Below are 20677 nucleotides of genomic sequence, written 5' to 3' on the forward strand. Positions count from 1 at the left end.
ACTTCTCAGCGATCAGCAGTAAGAGTAGGAATGGTAGGATTCTTACCATGATGGTGACGGACAAGGGACAGGTGACCATCCCCAAGGCCCTTCGTGACCGGCTCGGGATCGGTCCGGGCAGCGAAGTCGACTTCGAGCAGCAGGGCGACGCGATCCTCGTGCGCAAGGCGACAGGCGCCCCAAGCCGGGGCGCACGCATCGCCGAGCGACTCCGTGGCCGCGGCGACGTCTCCATGAGCACCGACGAGATCATGGCCCTGACGCGTGGCGACTGAGCGCGACTCCTCGAGCACGCTCGTCGACAGCAACGTCCTCCTCGACCTCTTCACCGACGACCCCCGATGGGCGGGGTGGTCTGCTGGCGCACTCTCGGATGCAGCGGACCGGGGACCGCTCATCATCAACCCGATCATCTACGCCGAGGTCTCCGTGCGGTTCACCCGCATCGAGGAGCTGGAGGACGCCCTGCCCGCGCGGGACTTCACGCGCGAGCCCCTGCCTTGGGAGGCAGGATTCCTCGCCGGCAAGGCGTACTCCGCCTACCGCTCACGTGGCGGAGCCAAGAGGTCGACGCTTCCCGACTTCTACATTGGTGCGCATGCGGCTGTTTCGGGACACAGCCTGCTGACCAGGGACGCGGCTCGCTTCAGCACGTACTTCCCGACGATCGCCATCACTTCACCACCGGCCTGACGGCCTCCCCGCGAGCGAGCCAGAAGTTCGTGAGCGCGCCTCCCATGGGGCCAACGCTCACCCATCGAAGGCTCGCTCGGCGCAGACCGCGTCAGGAGCCGGTCGCGGACGACGACAGCCGGTGCTGCTCGTCGGTGAGCCACATGCCCAGCAGCCCGCCGAAGTGGCCCTCGAACTTCTCCCATTCGTGCGGCGGATACGTCTGATGGATCGTCGTCTGGAGCAGGATCCGGAACTCGTCCGAGTTCACCCAGTCGAAGACCATCTCATCGACGTGCGGCAGTGAGGTCGCACAGAACTCCGCGTAGCGCTCACTCTCGAAGTGGTCGTCGGCCAGACCCTGGTATGCCGTGAGCTTGCCCTGGTAGTCCAGGCTCTCGTCGTCCGCGATCGCGAACCACGGATCGGTGTCGACCTGCGTCCTGGCAACACGCCCCGTGACGGCGCAGAAGACCGACCACCGCAGCAGCGCCTTCATCGCCCACGGGAAGTAGTAGTGCAGCGACGTGACCGCGACGTCCGGACACGCGTTGGCGTAGTCGATGGGGTGCACGACCCCATCGCGCACGAGCATCTCGCAGGAGTTGAACTCCCACCGGAAGAACGCGTTGACCGTCTGCGCGATGGTGATCGCCTCGCGCCCCACCTCCGGCGAGAGGAAGCCGTGGTCGACGGCATAGCGGTTGTGCATGGGCTCGTCGGGCCGGAAGTTCATGACCATGGACTCGGGCCCGATCGTCAGGGCTCGCGCGAACACCTCGAAGCCGTCGACCGACTTCTGCAGGTGCATGAGCATCTCGCCGGAGTCGTCGTAGGCCTGATGCAGCGCCTCGCGGTCCTTGATCATCGACACTCCACGCCATGCCCCACCGTCGAACGGCTTCATGAAGAGCGGGTAGCCAAGCTCGTCGGCGATCGCGGCGAGGTCGAACTCCTTGTTGTAGCGCCGTGACGTGTAGGCCCAGCGCGCGTTGTCGACCGGGTTCTTGTAGGGCACCAGCACCGTGTCCGGCACGTGCATGCCGAGCCGCATGAGCGCACAGTAGGCCGAGTGCTTCTCCATCGACTGGAACGTGAACGGGCTGTTGAGCAGATAGACGTCGTCCATGAGCGAGACCTTCTTGAGCCACTCGCGCGGGTGGTAGTACCAGTGCGCGAGGCGGTCGATGACGAGGTCCTGCCGCGGCTGGTCGCGCAGGTTGAAGGGCTCGATCGCCAACCTCTCGGTGCTCACCCTGTGGTCGGCGCCGTCCGCCGTCCGGATCACGCCCAGCCGCCTTGCCAGCGCCTCGAAGGCCGTCGGCCAGTCGTCCTCCGCTCCGAGCAGGAGTCCGATGAGGTGGTCGGTCTTCGGTGCCATGGCGTTCCCTTCGGTGGGGTGCGTGCTGGGTCGAACCGGTCAGACGAATCGTGGAAGGTGGTGGGCGAGCTGCTTCTGCCACCACGGCCAGTCGTGGGCACTGTCATGTCCCCAGACATCGAGCTCGTGGCGAATGCCTTTCTGTGCCAACAGATCTGCGAAGGCACGCGTACTCGGCAGCGATCCGGTCGGCGTCGTCTCGAACGGCCCCTCGCCCACGACGAGGAGGACGGACAGCCGGGCCCGGAGCCATTCGAGGTGGTCACCGTCCAGACCCGGAACGTATGCCGTCGGGTTGGCGAAGTAGGTCGCGTCGCCGAAGTCGCCCCACGAGTTCCAGGACGTGGGGTCGTAGTTGCCCGAGAAGCCCATGGCCAGGGTGGCGATGTCGGCTCGCTGGAATGCGAACTGCACCGCGTGGTAGGCGCCCAGCGACGGACCGAAGGTGATGAGGTCCAGCTCGCCACCGGTCTGCTCTGCGATCCACGGCACGACGGCCTGCTCGATCCACGCCTGGTAGGCGCCGTGCCGGTTCGCGCGCTCCTCGGTGGGGACGTCATTGGCCGACCAGGTCCAGCGGTCGAGAGAGTCGACCGCGAAGACGCTGACCCGCCCGTCGTCGACGAGGGGGCGGATCGCGTCGAGCAGCCCACGCCCCTCGAAGTCCGCGGCGCTGCCTCCCTCACACGAGAACGCCAGCAACGGACGGCCGAAGTGGCCATGCCGCACCACCCGGAGCTCGGCGTCGTGGCCGGGCACTTGCAGGTGTGCGTCAGCGCGGTGCATGCGCCCTATCCTTGCGCCTCCCCCCACACGTCCCGCAAGAGTTGCGTCAGATGTGGGTCGAGCGCGTCGCGCCACGCGGTGTAGTTGTGCAGGTCCGCAACCTCGGCGTAGGTCACCTCGTGGCCGGCACGTCGGAGGGCTGCCGCCATGTGGCGGTTGTTGTCGGCGTTCTCCTCGAGCGCCCCGCACGTCATGGCGACATGCAGCGGCCGAGCCGCCTCGCGGGTGTCGAGGATGTCCTTGACCTTGTGCGAGATGCGGTCGAAGTACTTGTAGCCGCTCTCCCGCCCATCGAGGGACGCCTGGAAGAACGACCCCGACTGGGAGAACACTCCGCCGATCTCGTCCTCGTCGAGGAGGGCGACGAGGAGCGCCGTCAAGCCGCCCAGGCTGGCGCCCACGACGACAACCGGGCCCCTGATCGGGGCGACCTCGCCGATGCGCGCGAAACCCTGCTCCGCGATGGTCCGCAGGTAGCTGGGGGATCCGGAGTACCACGCGTCGCGCAGCACCGGGTGCGCCAACGCGAGCCGGTGCGGCGGCAGCTCCCCCGCCGCGATCTTCGCCGCCGAGAACTGGGTGATCGACGCCAACTGGTCGTACTCCGGCCCATCGTTCACCAGCACGAGCGGCAACGCCTGCCCGTCGTGTCCGTCCGGGGACCACAGGGTCACCGGCACGTCGTCGTGCGTCTCACCCGCGAGCGCCATGGGATGGAAGGACCCGGGAACGGCCGGTGCAGCGAGCCAGGACGGGACGGCATACCCGGGCATTTGCATCACCGAGCGAGAGCCGAACGCGGTCTCGACCGTGACCGGGTTGTCCGGATCGAGGACCGTCTCGGCAGCGACGCCGTCCGGAAGTGGGCGGGTCACGACGAAGCGGTACTCGATCCGATCGAGGTCGGGCCGCGGTAGGGCGAGCTCCCACAATCCGTCAACGAGGGCGAACTCGCGACTGCCCGGGATGGCCGGGTCGCATTCGAGGACGACCGACGTGACGTCACCCCCGGCGGGATCGAACCGGAAGCGGACGTGGTCGTCCAGCAGCTTGGGAGGCACCTCAGAAGAGGGCGTTCATGAGCGCTGTGCGGCCCTTGCGCACGCGCTCGTCGTGATTGCCCACGACGTTGAAGAGCTCAAGCAGGTGCGTGCGCGCCTTGTCGCGCTCCTCGCCCTCGGTCACCTTGACCGTGTCGATGAGCCGGGTGAAGGCGTCGGCCACGTGGCCACCGAGGACGTCGAGGTCGGCGACGGCGATCTGGGCGTCGACGTCTTCCGGCGACGCAGCGGCCGTCGCGCGGACGGCCTGCGCGTCGACACCGTCGGTGCGCTGCATCAGCTTGACCTGAGCCAGACCGAGTTCGGCCTCGTGGTCCTTGGGGTTCTCGGCGAGGGCGCGCTCGTAGGCCGACACGGCAGCATCCAGATCGCCACGGTCGATGGCGTCGTAGGCCTCCTGGAGGAGCGGCGGCAGGGGCGGCAGCTCGTCGTCGAAGCCGTCTGCGCCGGATGCCCCAGCTCCAGGGGTCGGGCCGAGGTCGACCCGCCCGGTGATGCCGTTCTGGATCGCCGCCTGGACGAGCTGGTCGAGGACGGTGCGAATCTCGTCGTCCTGCGGGATGCCCGGGAAGAGCGGCACCGGCTGGCCCTGGAGGAGACCGAACGTCACCGGGACGCTGAGTTGGCCGAACGCCTGGACGATGACCTGCTGGAAGGCCTGGAGGATGCCGGGCGAGGTCTGCACGTCGGCCGACACGACGAAGAGCCGACCCTCCAGCTGGGCGGCGACTGCAGCGATGCGCTCGGCGAGACCCACGGTCTGCGGGTGCGCCGACGACCAGAGGACGAGGACGGCCGGGACCTGAAGGGTCCGGTTCATGACCTCGGAGAACGTCGCGTCAGTGACCTCGACGAGCACGCCCTCGGGCAGTCCGGGGGTGGACGGGGCCCCGGCAGCCGCCGAGGGCTGCGCAGGCGCACCGGCAGGAGGTCCGGGCTGGGCGCCCAACGCCGACAGGTCGATGGCGCCGCGAGCGCCCGAGGGAGGTGTGGGGGTGGTGCTCATGTGGTGGATTCTCTCAAAGACAGACCCGGCACTGCGCCGAGGGGCGCGGTGCCGGGTCGTGGCCTGGCCGAGGTGGACTACTTCGCGGTCGCGGAGACCAGTTGTTCGTCGGCGGCGACGGCCGTCGCGGCGCCCTTGGCGGGCACGACGAGCACGACGTTCTCAAGGCTCGTGATGTCGAGGCTCTTGGAGGTCTTGGTCTTGCCCACAAGCTTGCTGTAGCTGGCCGGGATGACGAGTTCCTTGGCCGCCTTGCCCGTCGACACGACATCGAGTCGCGAGAGCTGGCCGAAGGTCACCGTCCCGCCGTCGGCGAGGCGGAAGGCGAGGGTGTTCTTCGCGACGGGGGTGTGCTTCTGGCTGAAGTACGCGAGGCTTCCCAGCGATTTGACCTGAGCCGTCGCCGACGTGCGCAGCGCAGTGGCGTAGGCGTCCTTCGTGGTCACCAGATTGGTGGTGCCGGGCTTCGGGTAGTTCAGGCCAGCGGCATACGCCGACAGGGCCTCGGCAGGTGCGAGAGGTGCACCTGCCTTGTCAGCCGGCTCCACGAGCGGGGTGCCGCTGGCGAGGTCACCCATCGCGGGCACGCTCGTGCCGGGGAGCATGGGGACGGACGCATAGACCTTGAACGGGTCCGCGGCGGCCTTCGACATGAGGACGTGCAGCGTCTGGGTCTTGCTCGCCTGGTCGAGGGTGCCGACGAGGATCGCCCGCGGCCACTTCTTGCCCTGCGAGATCGCGACGACCTGGGGGTCGACCGACTTCAGCAACGGGTCGGAAGCCGGGACGGCCCCAAGCTTGGTCGCGGCCTGCGCCTGGGCCAGCGCGGCGTCAGCGAGCACCGCGCTCTGAGCCTTCGCGGCCTCGGCGCCCTTGGCACCGCGCGCCTTGGCCGCCGCGTCGAGGACACGGCCCGCGACGCTCTCGGCGCCGTCGACGTTCAGGGGAGCGGTGTCGGTGCGCTCGGCGGGGGCGTCGTGCAGGCCGACGATGCTGTCACCGATGCCGCAGCCGGTGAGGCTGGCGATCAGGGCGACCCCGGCGAGGGAGGTGGTGAGGTTACGGCGGTTCATACGTTCTCCTCCTTGCGGATCGCCGGAACGGGAGGGGCTGCGGTGGCACTGCGCGTGCCGCGCGTACCGGTCGTGCCGCGCGTGCCGGCCGTGCCGCGCGTGTCGGCCGAGCCACGGGTGCCGCCGGGCCTGGTCGCGGCCTTGCCACGGCGCGAGCTCCACAGCAGGCTCAGCCCGCTGAGCAGCAGGAAGAGGCCGACGAGTGCGGCAATGACGGACTGGACGAACCAGGACTTGCGCTCCCAACTGACCTCGATGCGCTCGAGCTGCCCCTGGGTGGCGTGGGCGATGACGGTCTCGGGGGCGTCGGCCTGCTCGATCTTCATCGTCACGGCGCCCTTGCCGGACGTGGTGTTGCGCCACACGTCGGAGTCAGCGAGGGCTGGGGGCTGGCCCGATCCGGCGGTCGTGGACAGGAGCTCCCAGGGACGAGTGCTCACACCCGTGATGCTCATGTGGGCGGTCTTGCCGAGAACGGCCTTGGCGTCGGAGGGGGTCGCCGCAGCGAGCCACGCGGTGCCGCCACTGCGCGGAACCGCGGTCACGGTGACGACGCCGTCCACGCGATTGAGCACCGTCTGGGGCACGAGCACAGGGCTCGTGCCGGTCGTGGGTGCGGAGAAGGTCGCGGTACCACTGCCACCGAGGTGGACGGCGTACCAGAGGCCGATGACGGTGAGCACGAGGCCGAGAACGGCCAGGAGCGCACCGACGACCCGCTTGGCGAGCGTGGGCATGCAAGGTCCTTTGGTTGGATCAGGGGGCGACCGAAAGATCTCATTTCGGTCACGGACTGCCCTCCACCATGACAAAGACGACCGCCGGAGCCAAATCGTCGAAGTGGAAAAGACGGATTGAGTATGCCGTGTTGCGCTGTGCGGTCCGGCGTCAGGACCCGGGTCGATCGGCGCTGTCGACGAAGTCGCCGGCCGCCACCCGCACGCCCCTGAGCAGGGAGAACAGGGCCTGTTGGTCGTCCTGCCCCAACATGCCGAGCCCGAACCGCGCGGCCTCGAGATCGGCCGTGGTGGCCTCCATGGCGGCACGCCCCGTGTCGGTGATCACAGCCAGGGCTCCACGCCGGTCCTTGGGGTTCTGGACGCGTTCGACGAAACCCTGCGCCGCGAGCCGCTGGACGATGTTGGTGGCGCTCGTGGGATGCACCATGAGGCGCTCACCGATCCGACCCATCGAGAGCTGGCCACCTCGGCTGAAGGCGAGGAGCACAAGGGCTTCATAGCGCGCGAAGGTCAGCCCGTGGCGGCCGGCGATGGCGTCGAACTGGGTGATGAGCAACTGCTGCACTCGCATGATCGACGTCGCCGTGGTCATGGGACCGGCTTGGCTCTCGTCGCCCCACCGGGCGCGCCAGAGTTCGCCGGCGCGGGCGATGGGGTCGAAGGGCAGCTCGAGGTCCTTGGGCACACGAGCACCGTAGCCGCCCGCCCCGGCTCAGTCCTTGACCGCGCCCTCGAGCATCCCGGCGATGAAGTGACGCTGAAGGAAGAGGTACACGATGACCACGGGCAGGGCCACGATCGTGGCGCCGGCGGCGAGCAGGGCATAGCCCTGGGTGTACTGACCGGAGAAGAAGCCCAGGCCCAGGGGCGCCGTGCGCAGTGCCTCATTGGTCGGGACCATGACGAGCGGGATGAGGAACTCGTTCCACGTCCACATGAACGTCAGCACGATGAGCGTGACGATCGCGGGACGGGCGAGGGGCACGAGAACCTGCCAGAGGATGCGACCCGTCGACGCCCCGTCGAGCCTGGCCGCTTCGACGAGTGAGCGCGAACTGGACCGGAACGCTGCCCGCAGCCAGAACGTCCCGAAGGCCACCGACTGCGCCACCTGGGGCAGCGCGATCGCCCAGAAGGTGTCGGTGAGACCGATCGCGCGCAGGTCGAAGAACAAGGGAACGACGATGGCTTCGGCCGGCATCATGATCCCGATGAGCATGAGATAGAAGATCGCGTTCGCGCCGCGGAACCGCATCGTCCCGAAAGCGAACCCGGCGAGGATGGAGAGGACCGTGCTCACGGCAACGACGAACGCCGACACCATGACACTCGTGCGCAGGTAGTCGCCGAATCGCCCGATCTCCCACGCCTGTGAGAGGTTGCCCAGCCCGCCGGGCGCCTCGGCGTCGGGTTGGAGCCCGGCCACGACGATGCTGAGGATCGGCCAGATCGCGAAGATGGCGAAGAGCGTGAGGATGACGTAGTTCATGGTCCGCTCGGACGTGCTCACCTTCATGAGTCACTCACCCGATCCCCGACGCGGGTGATGACAAAGCTGATCGCGAAGATCACGACGGTGAGACAGACACCCACGGTGCAGGCCAGCCCGACCTGCCCGAGTTCGAACGCCTGGCGATAGACCTCGTAGCTCGGCACCGTGGTCTGGTGCCCGGGGCCCCCCGACGTCGTCATGTAGATGAGGTCGAAGGTCTTGAGCGCGGCAATGACCGTCAGGGTGAGGGCCACGGCGATCTCACCGCGCACGGACGGCAGGGTCACGGCGAAGAACTCCCGGACCGCACCAGCGCCATCGAGCCGGGCCGCCTCGTACAACTCTCGCGGGATGCGCCCCATGCCCGCAAGCAGCAGCACGGTGACCAGCCCGCTCTCGAACCACGTTCCGATGAGGCCGACCGCGGGCAGCGCGAAGGCGTACTCCCCCAACCAGCCGCGGGTCCACGACTCGAGCCCCACCGCGGTGAGCACCGCATTGATCGTGCCGTCGGGCGCATAGATCCGGCGCCATGCGACGGCGATGACGACCATCGCGACGACCTGCGGCAAGAAGACGACCGTGCGGAAGAAGCTGAGGCCTCGGACGTTCGCTCGGTGCAGGATCGACGCGAGGACGAGGCCCACGACGAGCGGCACGACCGCGAAGAAGAACATCAGCACGAGCGCGTGACCGAACGAGGCGCGGAGCCGCTCGTCCGTGAGGACCTCTGCGTAGTTGGACAGTCCCGCCCACGTCCCGACCGTGAGGCCGTCCCAGTCGAACAGCGACAGATAGACAGCCTTGAGCAAGGGATAGAGGGCAAAAGCGGCATACACGAGGAACGCCGGAAGCACGTAGAGGTAGCCGATCCTCCGTGGCTCTCCAGGGGTCCCCAGTGGCCGCGCGCGACCAGCCATCACTGAGCGGTGAAGTCGCCGTAGTCCTTCTGCAACGTCTCGAGCGCCTTCTCCGGTGTGGCCTTCTTGGCGAGGAGGTCCTGGAGCGTTGCGCCGAGTGTGTCGCCCATGGTGGGGGTCGCCCAGTCGAGATACGGCACCAGTCCGTCCTCCTTGGTGACCTGGTCGAACGCTGCGAAGACATCGGTGGCAAGAGCGTCAGGTGCGGCCTGCTCGGCGGTCTCGACGACAGGGAGGTTGCCGTTGTCCGCGAGTACCTTCATCGCCTCAGGGCTGGTGATGAAGTTGATGTATGCCGCGGCGGCATCCTTGTTCTTTGCCTTCTGGGTGATGGCGAAGGGAAGGCCGGAACCTCCGGTCGTGACCGGCGTACCGCCCGCCTCGGGTGCCGGCGGGAGCATGAACTTCACATCGGCCTTCATCGCGTTCGACAGATCGGCCTGCAGCCACGAGCCGGCAATGAGGAAGAGGCCCTGCCCCTTGGTGAAGTTCTGCCACGCCGGGTCGTAGTCCAGACCATTCACACCGGAGTTGAAGTAGCCCTTGTCGACCCAGTCCACGAGCGTCTGGGCGGCCTTGGTGTTCTCGGGAGTCGCCCAGTTGCCACCTCTCTGCCCGAACCCGAGGGTGCGGATGTCCTCGGCCGGGGTGAACCTCCCCTGGAGGACGCCGAAGACGTGTCCCGCCGGCCACTTCTCAAGGTTGCCGAGGACGAGCGGGACCTCGCCCTTGGACTTCGCTGTCGCGAGCGCCGCATCGAAGTCGGCCCACGTCTTCGGAGGGTTGATGCCGAGCGTCTTGAGTTTGGCGTCGTTGTAGAAGATCCCGACGAGTTCGCCGACCTGGGGCATCCCGAAGAGGGAGCCCGACCCGAAGGTCTTGCCGTCCGGTGAATAGGACGCCACATTGCGCACCGACTGCGGGTAGCGCTTGACCCATCCATAAGCCGCGGCGTATGGGTCGAGGTTGACGAGCTGCCCCGCCGTGACGAAGTTGCCCATCTGTGAGCGCGTGTTGTTGGCCTGGACGACGTCAGGCGCGTCGGCGCCGCTGAGAGCGAGCCGCAGGGTCTTCACCAGGTCGTCGAAGGAACGGGAGACTCGCTCGAGCTTGATGTTGGGGTACTTCTTCTGAAACTCGGCGTTGAGGGTCTCCATCTGCTTGGCCTGCCCCCCGCGCACCTCCTGGTCCCAGACGGTGAGCGTGACATCTCCGAGGGCTGCGGCGTCGGTCTGAACGGAGTCCGGGGCCGGTGCCGTGGAGTCCCCCGCGCCCGAGTCCGAACCGGAGCCGGGTGCACAGGCAGCGAGGGCGAGCCCTGTTCCAACGGTGATGGCGACCAGAGCGGTTCGCATGCTTCTCATGGAGACTCCTCGGTGGGTGGGATACCAGCGGCCTGCGCGTCGGACAATTTGGCAATCGTGGCGGCGGCCCTGCGGACCGCACCCGACGGAACCTCCGCGACCAGTTCGTCGAGGAAGGCAAAGCGACGTTGCACCGAACGGGCTGCAGCATTGGAGGTGGGCTGGCTCCGCACGCGGTGCCACCAATCGCTGATGTCCCCCCACCCGGGTGCTGCCAAGGAGCCGCCGAACTCCTGAACCGCGAGGCTGGAGCACAGCGTCGCAAAGTTCATCCGGTCGAGCAGCGGCCATCCCGCCAGAGTGCCCACGAGCATCCCGGCGTCGAAGACATCCCCGGCGCCTGTCGGGTCGATCGCCTCCACGCGCAGGGCCGGGACCGAGGCCTCCTCCCCCGTCGCTGAGTCGATGGCCACCGCGCCATCGCGCCCGTTGGTCACGACCGCGAGCGGCACGAGGTCGGCCAGGGCATAGAGGGCGTCGTGGGCCGAGTCGGTGCGGGTGTAGGCCATGGCCTCGACGACGTTCGGCATGAACGCGTGGCAGTGCTCGAGTTGGTCGAGCATCGACACCGCCCAGGCTTCGGTCGGGTCCCAGCCCACGTCGGCGAACAGGAGTGCGCCCTCGGCTGCAGCCAGGTCGGCCCATTCGCGCTCGCGGTGCCCTTGCCCCAGTGGCCTCTCGGCGTCGAGGTCGAGCAGCACCGACCTCGCCGTGGGTGCCTTCCCGATCATCTCGGTGGCGTTCTGAGGCGCGTCGTGGCCGTGCGTGATCATTCGCCGGTCGCCGCCCACCGACACCGACACCGTCACGGGGGTGTGCCAGTGCGGGTAGCGCTGGGAGCGCGACAGGTCGACCCCCTCCTGGTCCGCAAGGGACCGCCAGCAGAAGTCGCCGTAGTCGTCGTCGCCGAAGGCGGCGCCGAGGGAGGTCTTGAGTCCCATTCGGGATGCAGCGACCGCGAGGTTCGCGATCCCGCCCGGACACGACCCCATCCCGTCTGCCCAGACCTCGGTCCCGCTCTTCGGCATCGCCTTGAGTCCGGTGAAGATGATGTCGAGGAAGACGGTGCCCTGGACGAAGACGTCGACCTCGGGGTCGTCGGCACGCCGCAGCGACGCCAAGGGGTCGAAGGCGTGGTCCGGGGACACCTCGCCATCGTCTCGGTCCAGAGGCAGGACTGCAAGGACATTCGGCCGGACGTTGGTACGTTTGCGCCATGGTGCGACGTCGGCCTCACGGTGTGCTCGCGTGAAACTCACCATCCTCGGCGGCGGCGGCTTCCGCGTTCCGCTCGTGTATGGAGCCCTCCTGTCGGACGAGTCGGAGGGACGGGTCACCGAGGTGGTCCTCCACGACCTCGACGCCACCCGTCTCGAGGCCATGTCCCACGTCCTCACCCAACTCGGGGCCGGGCGCCGGCACGCACCGTCAGTCCGGGCGACGACGGATCTCGACGATGCCCTGCGTGGTGCTGACTTCGTTTTCTCGGCCATCCGCGTCGGTGGCCTGCGGGGGCGGACGCTCGACGAGCGGGTCGCCCTCGACCTCGGGGTGCTCGGGCAGGAGACGACAGGCCCCGGCGGTCTGGCCTACGCGCTGCGCACGGTGCCCGTCGCCCTCGACATCGCCCGGCGCACCCGAGAGGTCGCGCCGGACGCGTGGTTCATCAACTTCACCAACCCGGCGGGCATCGTCACCGAGGCCATGCAATCGGTGCTCGGTGACCGGGTCATCGGAATCTGCGACTCTCCCATTGCGCTGGCCCGACGAGCGATCGGCGCCCTTGGCCTCGACGCCACCACGACGCAGATCGACTACGTCGGCCTCAACCACCTCGGCTGGCTGCGCGGGCTCGATGTGGACGGCACGGACCACCTGCCTCGGCTTGTGGCCGATGCCAACGCACTCATGACACTCGAGGAGGGTCGCCTCTTCGGACCCGAGTGGATCGCCGCGCTCGGCGCCATTCCCAATGAGTACCTCTACTACTACTACTGCGCGAGAGAGGCGCAGGAGGCGATCCTCGCCGCCCCGCAGACCCGCGGCGAGTTCCTGCGCGATCAACAGGACGCCTTCTACACCACCGTCGAGCGAGCTCCATCGGAGGCCGCGAGCCACTGGCGCCGCGTGCGCGAGGAGCGCGACGCGACCTACATGAGGGAGGCGCGCGGCGACGACGAGGAGCGCGACGAAGCAGACGTCGCGGGCGGTGGCTACGAAGGGGTCGCCCTGGCGATCATGGCCGCCATCGCCCGCGACGAACGCTCTTCGCTCATCCTCAACGTTCGTGGTGGCGGAGCATTACCCGGTATGCCGGACGATGCCGTTGTCGAGATCCCGTGCGTCGTCGACCGGTCCGGTCCACACCCGGTCGAGCGGGCCCCGGTCTCGGGTCACATGCTCGGACTCATGCAGCAGGTCAAGGCGGTCGAGCGCCTCACGATCGAGGCTGCGACGACCGGATCCGCCTCCGCGGCGCTCAAGGCCTTCGCCCTGCATCCTCTGGTCGACTCGGTCTCGACCGCGCGCTCCCTGCTCGAGGGCTATCGGAGAGCCCACCCACAGATCGCCGAGCTCCTGAGCTGACGGTGCCTCAGTGGTCGACGACCTCGCCGTCATCGAGTTCGATGACGCGATCCGCTCGTTCGGCCGCCTCGGGGTCGTGCGTCGTCATGATGACGATCGAACCGGCATCAGCCTGCGCCCGAAGGAGCGCGAGGATCCGCTCGCGGTTGTCGTGGTCGAGCTCGCTCGTCGGCTCGTCGGCGAGCAGGACAGCGCCACCGATGGCGAGCCCACGTGCCACGGCGGCACGCTGCTGCTGGCCGCCGCTGAGCTCTTCGACAAGGTGACTTCCCGACTCACCCAGACCAACCGAGACCAGAGCGTCCGTCGCGCGCTCGCCGGCCTGCTCCGGCGAGTGCCCACGCGCCCGCAGTGGCGCGACGACGTTCTCGTAGGCCGTGAGGACACTCGCCAGGCCGTTGCCCTGAGGGATGATCGCCACCGAACTCGGGTCAGGTCCTTCACCTTGTCCCCCGAGGCGGACCTCACCCGAAGCGAGCGGCACGATGCCGGCAATCGCATTGATCAGGGTCGTCTTGCCCGCTCCGGAGTGGCCCGTGATCGCGACGAAATCCCCCGGCCGCGCATCGAGGGAGACACCACGCAGCGCGACGACGTCGCCGTAGTGCACACCCACCCCGTGGACCTCCACGCGGCTCGGCCCCGCCCCGGGACCCGAGGCGGCGCTTCGGGCATCACTGCGGCTCGCCATCGGACACCTCCTCGATCTCGTCCCTGATGAGGGTCCAACCCTGCTCCGACTCGACGAGGCGGACGAGCGTGCCCGGGCTGAGCGTCTCCAGCACGTGGGGCGGGAGCGGCACCGATCCGTCCGCGGACACCACCGCGAACTCCTCACCCTCACGCCCTTCTGCTCCCACCCGGCCGTCCCTGATCGTGACCGTGCGAGGCATCCGCGACGCGACCTCCGGGTCGTGGGTGACGACGATGATCGTCGTCCCCCAGGACGCATTGATGTCCGTCAGGGTCTGGAGCACTTGGTCGCGTGCGTCGTGGTCGAGCTGGCTCGTCGGCTCGTCCCCGAGGAGCAGTCCGGGCCGCGTCGACACGGCGACGGCGAGTGCACCGCGTTGCAACTCACCGGGCGTGAGTGAACTCAGGGGTGCGTCGGCGCGGTCCCGCAGACGGACGAGGTCGAGCACCTCATCGGTGGAGACGCCCTCGCCCTTGGCCCGGCGCGAGCCCTGCGCGAAGGAGACATTCTCGCGAATCGTCTTGTGCGGGATGAGGTTGCGCGAGGCTCCCTGAAGGACGATGCCCACCTCACGGCCCCGCAACGTGTCGAGGTCGGTCTCGGACATGCGCGAGATCTCGTGGTCACCGATCCGGATCCGTCCCGCGCTGGGGCGCAAGAGGCCACCGAACAGGGTCAGCAAGGTCGACTTCCCGGCTCCGGACGGCCCGAGCAACGCCACCATCTCCCCGGCGTGAACAGACAAGTCGACACCAGCGAGTGCTGCGACATCGTGGTGCTCGGCCCGATAGATGTGCACGAGTCCTGCCGTCATCACCGCGAGACCGGTCACCACGCCTCCCTGAGTCGGTCGGAGACCCCTTGACGGGCGGCTCGCAGGGCGAGCGCCGTGGCGACCACTGCGAGCGCGAGCAGGGTCGCGAGCCACGCGGCCCCCATGACGAGCCAGGCCGGGCGAAGGTCGAGGGCCGGGACGGGCGCAGGTGTGTCGAACAGCGGGATGAGCGGCATGGCGAGGGTCGCTCCGGCCACCCCGCAGAGAGCACCGACGACCGCGGCGAGCACCACGGGAGCGACGGACTCGCGGACAGCTGCTCGTCGGAGGTCGCGACCGGAGACGCCGGCGACCCGCAACGCGGCAATGTCACGCGTCACGATCCGGCCGGTCGTCATGGCGACGACCACGAGCATCACGGCAGCGAGGAGCAGCGAGAGGACGGCCGTGAACAGCCCGAGCAGGAGTCCCCACCCGGTCGCGGACTCGTCGAGCAAGCGCTTCTCCTGCGCCAGCGATCGCGTGGTCAGCACCTCGACTCCCCTGTCGCGCAACGCCTGCTCCGCCCCAGCCACACCGCCGGGGAAGCCGTCATCGATCCACACCTCCATCGCTCCGGTGGACGGCAGGGTGCCGCCGATCCGGAGCATCAGGTCGAGGTTGACGAGGGCACCACGGTTGCCGACGTACGGCAACGCCGGGATGCGCTGCGCCGCGAGTGCGGGCGTCGTGCGACCGGCGAGGCTCTGGATGTCGAAGGCGTTCTCCGTCCCGCCGGATGGGATCCGGCCGGACAGCAGCGACGGCACGACTGCTGGCGCATCGGCCCGGCTGACGCTGGCGTTCCGGCCCGTGTTGACGAAGCTGAGCCGCAGTCCACCTGCCGGTCCCGCCGCGAGCGCGAGCCGGTCCGCGGGAGGCGGTTGGACCTCGATGGGGAATCCGGTCGCGGGGTCGATCGGGACGTTCCCGCTGCCGCCGCTGGGGCTCTCTGCCTCACCCTGAGGGGCGAGCCACCCCGACGGGTCGTCGATGTCGAGGGGCGTGCCGTCCAGGGCAAAGCCCGACAGGTCGACCGTGCCCTTGACGGCGTCGATCTCGACACCCTGTTCCAGCTGGACGAACACGGACTGGAGTCGGCAGGACTCCGGGCAGAGCACCGGAGCGTTCACCGCCAGGCTTCCCTTTCCCTGGACAGGAAGTGAGCCGAGGTCCCGGGTGAGCACTTCACCGTCGGGCGTCGTCACCGCGATGCCCAGGCGAAGGGGGTTCCCGATGATGGTGGGTGGTTCCCACTCCCCGGTGAAACCCGGCGGTCTGGGACCGAACCCTGTGCCCATCGCCGACAGGTCATAGGCGACCGTGACTCGGAGGCGGTCACCGTCGAGCGCCACCGGCTGCTGGTCAGGGAGCGCAAGGGCGTCGAGGTCGAGGTTGGTCTGTGCGGGTGGGGCGAACGCGATGCGCCGCAACTGCTCGGGCCGAGCCGCCAGCGTCGTCGTCGAGTCCGGGTCGCGTTGCGCCACGATCCCGACGGGCATGGCGTGCTCCCGCTGCCCCACCGGCAGTTGGTCCACAACGCGCGCCAAGGCCGTCGGGTCCTTCGAACTCGTGCGCAGTGCCGCGAAGGCACCGACCGTGAGCTGGGCGCGGTTCTCGCGGTTGCGGTCAGCGACGGCCACTGCGTTGGCCGCGAAAACCACCAGAGCCGAGACCGCAGTGACGACGAGCAGCACATGACGGGTCGTGGGGCGACGACCGAGGGCCAGCGCGGCCAGGGCCGAGCCGAGACCGCCCCGAAGCAAGGCCCGTCTGCCAAGTCGGGTGGCGACCACCACCACCAGGGTCCCCAGGAGGGCGCCCGCAGCCAGAGCCAGCAGGATGGGCGTGAGGATCGCCATCGGACCGGTGATCTGACCGGTGACGATGCCGACGACCCCGACAGCGGCGAGCACCACGAGCACCACGTCGCTGACCCGCATCGTGCGCGCCGTCGCGGCCGGAGGAACGCGACGCAGCAGGGAGGCGATGGGCTCGTGCAGGACCGGCCGCGCGGCGGCATACACGACGGCGAGGGAGGCGAGGCCGGCGACGAGAGCCGCGAGCGGCACCTGCCAACCGAATTCGAACGGGACGCCGGGCGGCAGGATGAAGCGACGCACGACTTCGCCGAGTCCCACGGCCACCAGGACGCCCAACGGCAGTCCGAGGAGCACGGTGAGGCCGAGCTCGGCCATGACGAGCCGTCGACTCGCCTCGCGGCTACGGCCGCGCAGGCGGGCCACGGCGATCTCGGGCCGCCGCTGCGCCACCGCGGCGCCCGCGACGAGCACCAGCACCGCGAGGGCCACGGCGACGAGCTGGGCAATGAGCAGGGGCACGAGTTGGCGGACGAGTGCCTGCCCGTTGTCGACTTGCTCGGCGATGCGAGGCAGTGGCGAGTCCACAGTGGCCTGGTGCGGCGGCCGGATCGCGCCCACCGCAGTCCCTGCCTCGGCGAGAGAGTCGAGGGTGATCGTCGGTGTCTTGAGGCGGTAGTCGACCGAGAGTTGGGCCTTGGGCCACCCCTGGGCGAGACCAGTCGGGGCCACGATGAAGTCATCGACGCCCGTCACGAGGTCGCCGTACATGATCAGCTGGCCCGACTTGCCCTGGACCTCGGTTCGCAGCCAGTAGTCGGGGTCGTCCGTGGCCGTGTAGACACCGCTCACGGTGAAGGGCACGGGCCGGCCGTCGTGGTTGCGCACCGTGAGGATGGTGCCGAGCTTCCACCCCCACGCCTTCGCGTCGGCGTCGGAGACCAACAGGTCGGTCCCCTCTGTCGGGCACTCGCCCGAGGACAGGGTCAGGTGGTCACAGACCTCGTCGCGCGCCACGAGTCGCACCGGCGAAGGCATTTTGCCCGCGGCCGGGACCACGTCCGTGTTCGCGGTCGTCATCGACAGGCCGGGCTCGTACCACCGCGACAGCGATGGCGGCATGGCGCCCTCGACGTCGCCTGCCGCGAGGCCTTCGTCCGCGGTTCTGGCAGCGAGCACACCGAGTTTGAGGTCGGCCGCCTCCATGCGACCCAACGTCGCCCTCAGGAGCGCCTGGTCGATCGACCTGGAGAAGAGTGGGGCGAAGGCCGCACAGGTCGCCACGAGGGCCGAGATGAGGATGAGCACCAGTGACTGACCGCCGCGGTAGCGGATGGCCTTCCACATGCGTGATCCCCTCGGTGTCAGACGGCGTGCGGCAATCGCAACCCGGCCACGCTAGTCAGGTACGTCCGGGTCCGGATGATCCTCACACCATCTGTGATGGTTCCGAAACTCGTTTTCTGGAAGGTCAGGAATCGGGCCGCTCGGCGATCGTCGCCTCGAGCCGCTGCAATTTGCCCTCGAGTTCACCGGTGCGGCCCGGCCGGATGTCCGCCTTGAGGACGAGCCCCACGCGCGGGCCGTGGGCTGCGAGTGCGTCGACGCAGGCCTTGACGACGGCCATGCACTCGTCCCACTCCCCCTCGATGGTCGTGAACATCGCGTCGGTGCGGTTCGGCAAGCCACTCTCGCGGACGATGCGGACGGCTTCGGCGACGGCGCCGGTCACCCCTCCCTGATCGTCGGCAATGGACGGGGACACGGAGAAGGCGACGAGCATGGAACCCACCGTATGCCGTCCGCTCACCTTCGCGATCCACGGACCCGCCTCGACCCGGACTGGTTGACTGACGACATGGAGTGGCAGCTGCTCGCGTCCCTGGCCCCGGACGAACGCGTGGCGCTGCTCTCGAGGACCACTCTGCGCCACTACCGCCGCGCCGAGACCCTGGTGTCGGAGGGCGATCCCTCGGACAGCCTCCACCTGGTCGAGGCCGGGCGACTGGCCGTGCGCGTGTCGACCAAGGATGGCAACACCGCCACCCTCAACATCATCGGGCCGGGCGACTTCTTCGGCGAGCTGTCGCTCCTCCACGACCTGGCGCCGGCGAGGTCTGCCAGTGTCGTCGCCCTGGAGCCCGCGAGGACGCGTTCACTGTCGGCCAGCGCCTTCGCTGCCCTGAGGCTCACCCACCGAGGTGCCGACCAACTCCTCCTCCAGTTCATCGGTCGACGCGTGGAGGAACTCTCGGCTCGGCTGGTCGAGGTCATGTACGAGGACCTCGACCGGCGCATGGAGCGGCGCCTCAAGGAGCTGGCCGAGACCTTCGCGGACGGCCCGACTGGCCCCGTACAGATCCCGCTGACCCAGGAGCAGCTCGCCCAGATCGTCGGTGGCACGCGCCCCAGCATCAACGAGGCGTTGCAGACACTCGCCGAACGTGGCGTCGTCGAACTGGGTCGGGGCCGGATCACGGTGCTCGACCGCCGCGCCCTGTCTGCGGACTGAGTCAGACGCTCAACCGCCGGGCGACGATCTCGTCCGCCGCGCGACGCGAGTCGCCCACTCCGCTGACGGCGCCGAGGAAGTCCGCACGCCCGATCGCGAGCAGCTCGGTCTGTTCGAGGGTCGTGACGGTTGCCGTCCGTGGGACGTCACGAATGAGCCCGATCTCACCGAAGAAGTCACCGGCACGCTCGACGCGCAACAGTTCGCCGCGCCCCGTGACCTCCACCGAGCCCGAGACGATGACGTAGAAGCGGTCAGCGTCCTCGCCCTCACGCAGGACCACGGTTCCGGCCGGGACCGACACCTCCTCCGCAGCGTGGCCCAGGGCCTCAAGGGTCGGGGGCGCGAGAGGTTCGAAGATCCCGATCGAGCGGAGGAGCTCGACGTGGTCGGGTGCGGTCAGTCGGGCGTCGAGGTGGCGCATCCTCCGGAGTGTCGTCAACGTGTAGGCCGCCACGACGATGCCCACTGCCGCGATCGACTCACGGAAGCCGATGCCATGGATGAGCAACGGTGCCACGGCGGCTCCGAGCGCCATCGCCCCGATGAGGGCGCTCTCGACGGCGCCGTAGACGCGCGAGATCACCTCGTCGGTGGCGAGGCGCTGCGGGATCGTCTCGAGACCGAGGTTGACCCACGGATCCGAGAGCCCGATGAGGATGAGTGCTGCGAACACCACCACCGGGGAGGGGAAGGCCGCCAGTCCGATCATGGGGAGCGACCAGCCGAGGACGCCGATGGCCATGTCCTGACCCAGGCGCCCCTTCCCCACCCGGGTCAGGACCACGGCACCGCCGGCGACGGTGGCACACCCCATGACCGCGTCGAGGTAGCCGACACCCTGCGGCCCGGTGCGGAGGATGTCGACGGCAATGATCACGGTGAAGACGGTGAGCGTTCCCCAGACGAACCCCTGGGCTGCCGCCAGCAGCGCGACGGTGCGCAGGTCCCTGTCGCGCCAGACGAACGTGAATCCGAGAGCGAGTTCACGGAAGAAGCCAAGACCGGCAGGTTCCTCCCCACCATCCGCGTCGTCCTCAGCCTCGCCCCGCTCGGTCGCCCCGGACTCGCCGGGCCCACCCGCGCCGACGGTGCTGGTGACCCTGACGGCGGCCACCATCGCGATGGACCACAGATAGCTGGCGACGTTGACGAGGAAGACGACCCAGATGTCGACCACACCCAGCAGGAGCGCACCCAATGCCGGCCCGGCGAAGGTGGCGATGTTCTCGAGGTTCGACGCCACGGCATTCGATGCGGTCAGCTCGTCGGGACGGTTCACCAGTTTGGGGATGAGCCCCGCCTGGGCCGACCGGAAGGGCGAGCCCACGACGGAGACGACGACACCCAGGACATAGACGAGGATCGAGGGTCCGTCCACGGCGACGATGACCGCTGCGAGTCCCACCAGGACTGCGCGGATCACATCGATGACGATCATGAAGGTGCGCCGGGGCACCTTGTCGGCAATGACGGATCCCACGGGACCTGCGACGGCGATCGCGACGAAACGCGCGGCGGTGAACGCCCCCACCGCGGCGGCGCCGCCATCCAGGTACGCCCAGACCGTCAGCGCCGTCGCGTAGGCCCAGTCCCCGATCACGGAGGCAAAGAAGGCCAGCTGGATCCGCCGGAGGTTCGTGTTGGCGAGCACGCGACGCAGGGAGCTGCGTGTCGCCTCACCCTGCTCCGTGATCGTTGACATGCTCGGACGGTAGGAGCGACCGAAGCGCCGGACTGTCGGCCAGCCGACACA

The 20677-nt window shown here is 68.8% G+C and carries 20 protein-coding genes; 4 read left to right on the forward strand and 16 right to left on the reverse strand.

From position 1 onward, the window contains the following. Nucleotides 1-47: 47 nt before the first annotated feature. Both N802_RS02065 and N802_RS02070 read left to right on the forward strand, forming a co-directional pair. Nucleotides 48-275, forward strand: coding sequence for an AbrB/MazE/SpoVT family DNA-binding domain-containing protein (locus tag N802_RS02065; RefSeq protein ID WP_035911350.1), 228 nt, complete (start codon nt 48-50; stop codon nt 273-275). Next, entirely contained in the window at nt 265-693 is a 429-nt protein-coding gene (locus N802_RS02070; protein WP_035911352.1) for a type II toxin-antitoxin system VapC family toxin, read from the forward strand. The genes N802_RS02065 and N802_RS02070 overlap by 11 nt, the downstream gene beginning before the upstream one ends. A gap of 91 nt (nt 694-784) precedes the next feature. Here the strand turns inward: N802_RS02070 and N802_RS02075 are convergent, their stop codons facing one another. The 11 genes from N802_RS02075 to N802_RS02125 all read right to left on the reverse strand — a co-directional run bounded on the left by N802_RS02075 (nt 785) and on the right by N802_RS02125 (nt 11643). After that, nucleotides 785-2053 carry an ATP-grasp domain-containing protein gene (locus tag N802_RS02075; RefSeq protein ID WP_035911354.1) on the reverse strand — a complete coding sequence of 423 codons (1269 nt, stop codon included), beginning with the start codon at nt 2051-2053 and terminating at the stop codon, nt 785-787. Between the two features lie 39 nt (nt 2054-2092). Continuing rightward, the gene (locus N802_RS02080; RefSeq protein ID WP_035911360.1) at nt 2093-2839 is read right to left on the reverse strand and encodes an esterase family protein; all 747 of its coding nucleotides are present in this window, start codon (nt 2837-2839) and stop codon (nt 2093-2095) included. A 5-nt stretch (nt 2840-2844) separates the two neighbouring features. Continuing rightward, a complete protein-coding gene (locus tag N802_RS02085; RefSeq protein ID WP_052109307.1) occupies nt 2845-3900 on the reverse strand; it encodes an alpha/beta hydrolase in 1056 nt (351 codons plus the stop codon). 1 nt (nt 3901) lies between these two features. After that, nucleotides 3902-4906: a tetratricopeptide repeat protein gene (locus N802_RS02090; RefSeq protein WP_035911362.1), complete on the reverse strand. Its 1005-nt coding sequence runs from the start codon at nt 4904-4906 to the stop codon at nt 3902-3904. Nucleotides 4907-4983: 77 nt separating this feature from the next. Continuing rightward, nucleotides 4984-5979 (reverse strand): hypothetical protein, encoded by a 996-nt coding sequence (locus N802_RS02095; protein ID WP_035911364.1) that lies wholly within the window; start codon nt 5977-5979, stop codon nt 4984-4986. Further along, nucleotides 5976-6716, reverse strand: coding sequence for a hypothetical protein (locus N802_RS02100; protein WP_035911366.1), 741 nt, complete (start codon nt 6714-6716; stop codon nt 5976-5978). The genes N802_RS02095 and N802_RS02100 overlap by 4 nt, the downstream gene beginning before the upstream one ends. A gap of 151 nt (nt 6717-6867) precedes the next feature. Further along, a complete protein-coding gene (locus N802_RS02105) occupies nt 6868-7404 on the reverse strand; it encodes a MarR family winged helix-turn-helix transcriptional regulator (RefSeq protein ID WP_035911368.1) in 537 nt (178 codons plus the stop codon). A gap of 27 nt (nt 7405-7431) precedes the next feature. After that, a complete protein-coding gene (locus tag N802_RS02110) occupies nt 7432-8235 on the reverse strand; it encodes a carbohydrate ABC transporter permease (RefSeq protein ID WP_035911369.1) in 804 nt (267 codons plus the stop codon). Next, nucleotides 8232-9131: a carbohydrate ABC transporter permease gene (locus tag N802_RS02115; RefSeq protein WP_035911372.1), complete on the reverse strand. Its 900-nt coding sequence runs from the start codon at nt 9129-9131 to the stop codon at nt 8232-8234. Before N802_RS02115 ends, N802_RS02110 begins: the two co-directional genes overlap by 4 nt. Further along, a complete protein-coding gene (locus tag N802_RS02120) occupies nt 9131-10495 on the reverse strand; it encodes an extracellular solute-binding protein (RefSeq protein ID WP_035911375.1) in 1365 nt (454 codons plus the stop codon). The genes N802_RS02115 and N802_RS02120 overlap by 1 nt, the downstream gene beginning before the upstream one ends. Beyond that, nucleotides 10492-11643 (reverse strand): carbohydrate kinase family protein, encoded by a 1152-nt coding sequence (locus N802_RS02125; protein ID WP_052109308.1) that lies wholly within the window; start codon nt 11641-11643, stop codon nt 10492-10494. Before N802_RS02125 ends, N802_RS02120 begins: the two co-directional genes overlap by 4 nt. A gap of 100 nt (nt 11644-11743) precedes the next feature. On the opposite strand from N802_RS02125, the gene N802_RS02130 reads away from it, so the two are divergent. Continuing rightward, the gene (locus N802_RS02130; protein WP_035911378.1) at nt 11744-13081 is read left to right on the forward strand and encodes a 6-phospho-beta-glucosidase; all 1338 of its coding nucleotides are present in this window, start codon (nt 11744-11746) and stop codon (nt 13079-13081) included. 7 nt (nt 13082-13088) lie between these two features. On the opposite strand, the gene N802_RS02135 is transcribed toward N802_RS02130, so the two are convergent. The 4 genes from N802_RS02135 to N802_RS02150 all read right to left on the reverse strand — a co-directional run bounded on the left by N802_RS02135 (nt 13089) and on the right by N802_RS02150 (nt 18192). Continuing rightward, nucleotides 13089-13772 carry an ABC transporter ATP-binding protein gene (locus N802_RS02135; RefSeq protein WP_052109309.1) on the reverse strand — a complete coding sequence of 228 codons (684 nt, stop codon included), beginning with the start codon at nt 13770-13772 and terminating at the stop codon, nt 13089-13091. Then, a complete protein-coding gene (locus N802_RS02140) occupies nt 13756-14607 on the reverse strand; it encodes an ABC transporter ATP-binding protein (protein WP_035911381.1) in 852 nt (283 codons plus the stop codon). The genes N802_RS02135 and N802_RS02140 overlap by 17 nt, the downstream gene beginning before the upstream one ends. Further along, a complete protein-coding gene (locus N802_RS02145) occupies nt 14604-17756 on the reverse strand; it encodes an FtsX-like permease family protein (RefSeq protein WP_035911384.1) in 3153 nt (1050 codons plus the stop codon). Before N802_RS02145 ends, N802_RS02140 begins: the two co-directional genes overlap by 4 nt. Nucleotides 17757-17880: 124 nt before the next feature. Beyond that, entirely contained in the window at nt 17881-18192 is a 312-nt protein-coding gene (locus tag N802_RS02150; protein WP_035911388.1) for a thiamine-binding protein, read from the reverse strand. A 75-nt stretch (nt 18193-18267) separates the two neighbouring features. On the opposite strand from N802_RS02150, the gene N802_RS02155 reads away from it, so the two are divergent. Further along, the gene (locus N802_RS02155) at nt 18268-18921 is read left to right on the forward strand and encodes a Crp/Fnr family transcriptional regulator (protein WP_035911892.1); all 654 of its coding nucleotides are present in this window, start codon (nt 18268-18270) and stop codon (nt 18919-18921) included. 1 nt (nt 18922) lies between these two features. Here the strand turns inward: N802_RS02155 and N802_RS02160 are convergent, their stop codons facing one another. Next, on the reverse strand, nt 18923-20626 hold the full coding sequence (locus N802_RS02160; RefSeq protein ID WP_035911390.1) for an MFS transporter: 1704 nt from the start codon (nt 20624-20626) through the stop codon (nt 18923-18925). Nucleotides 20627-20677 lie beyond the last annotated feature (51 nt).

The sequence above is a fragment of the Knoellia sinensis KCTC 19936 genome (genome assembly GCF_000768705.1).
GTDB classification, from domain to species: domain Bacteria; phylum Actinomycetota; class Actinomycetes; order Actinomycetales; family Dermatophilaceae; genus Knoellia; species Knoellia sinensis.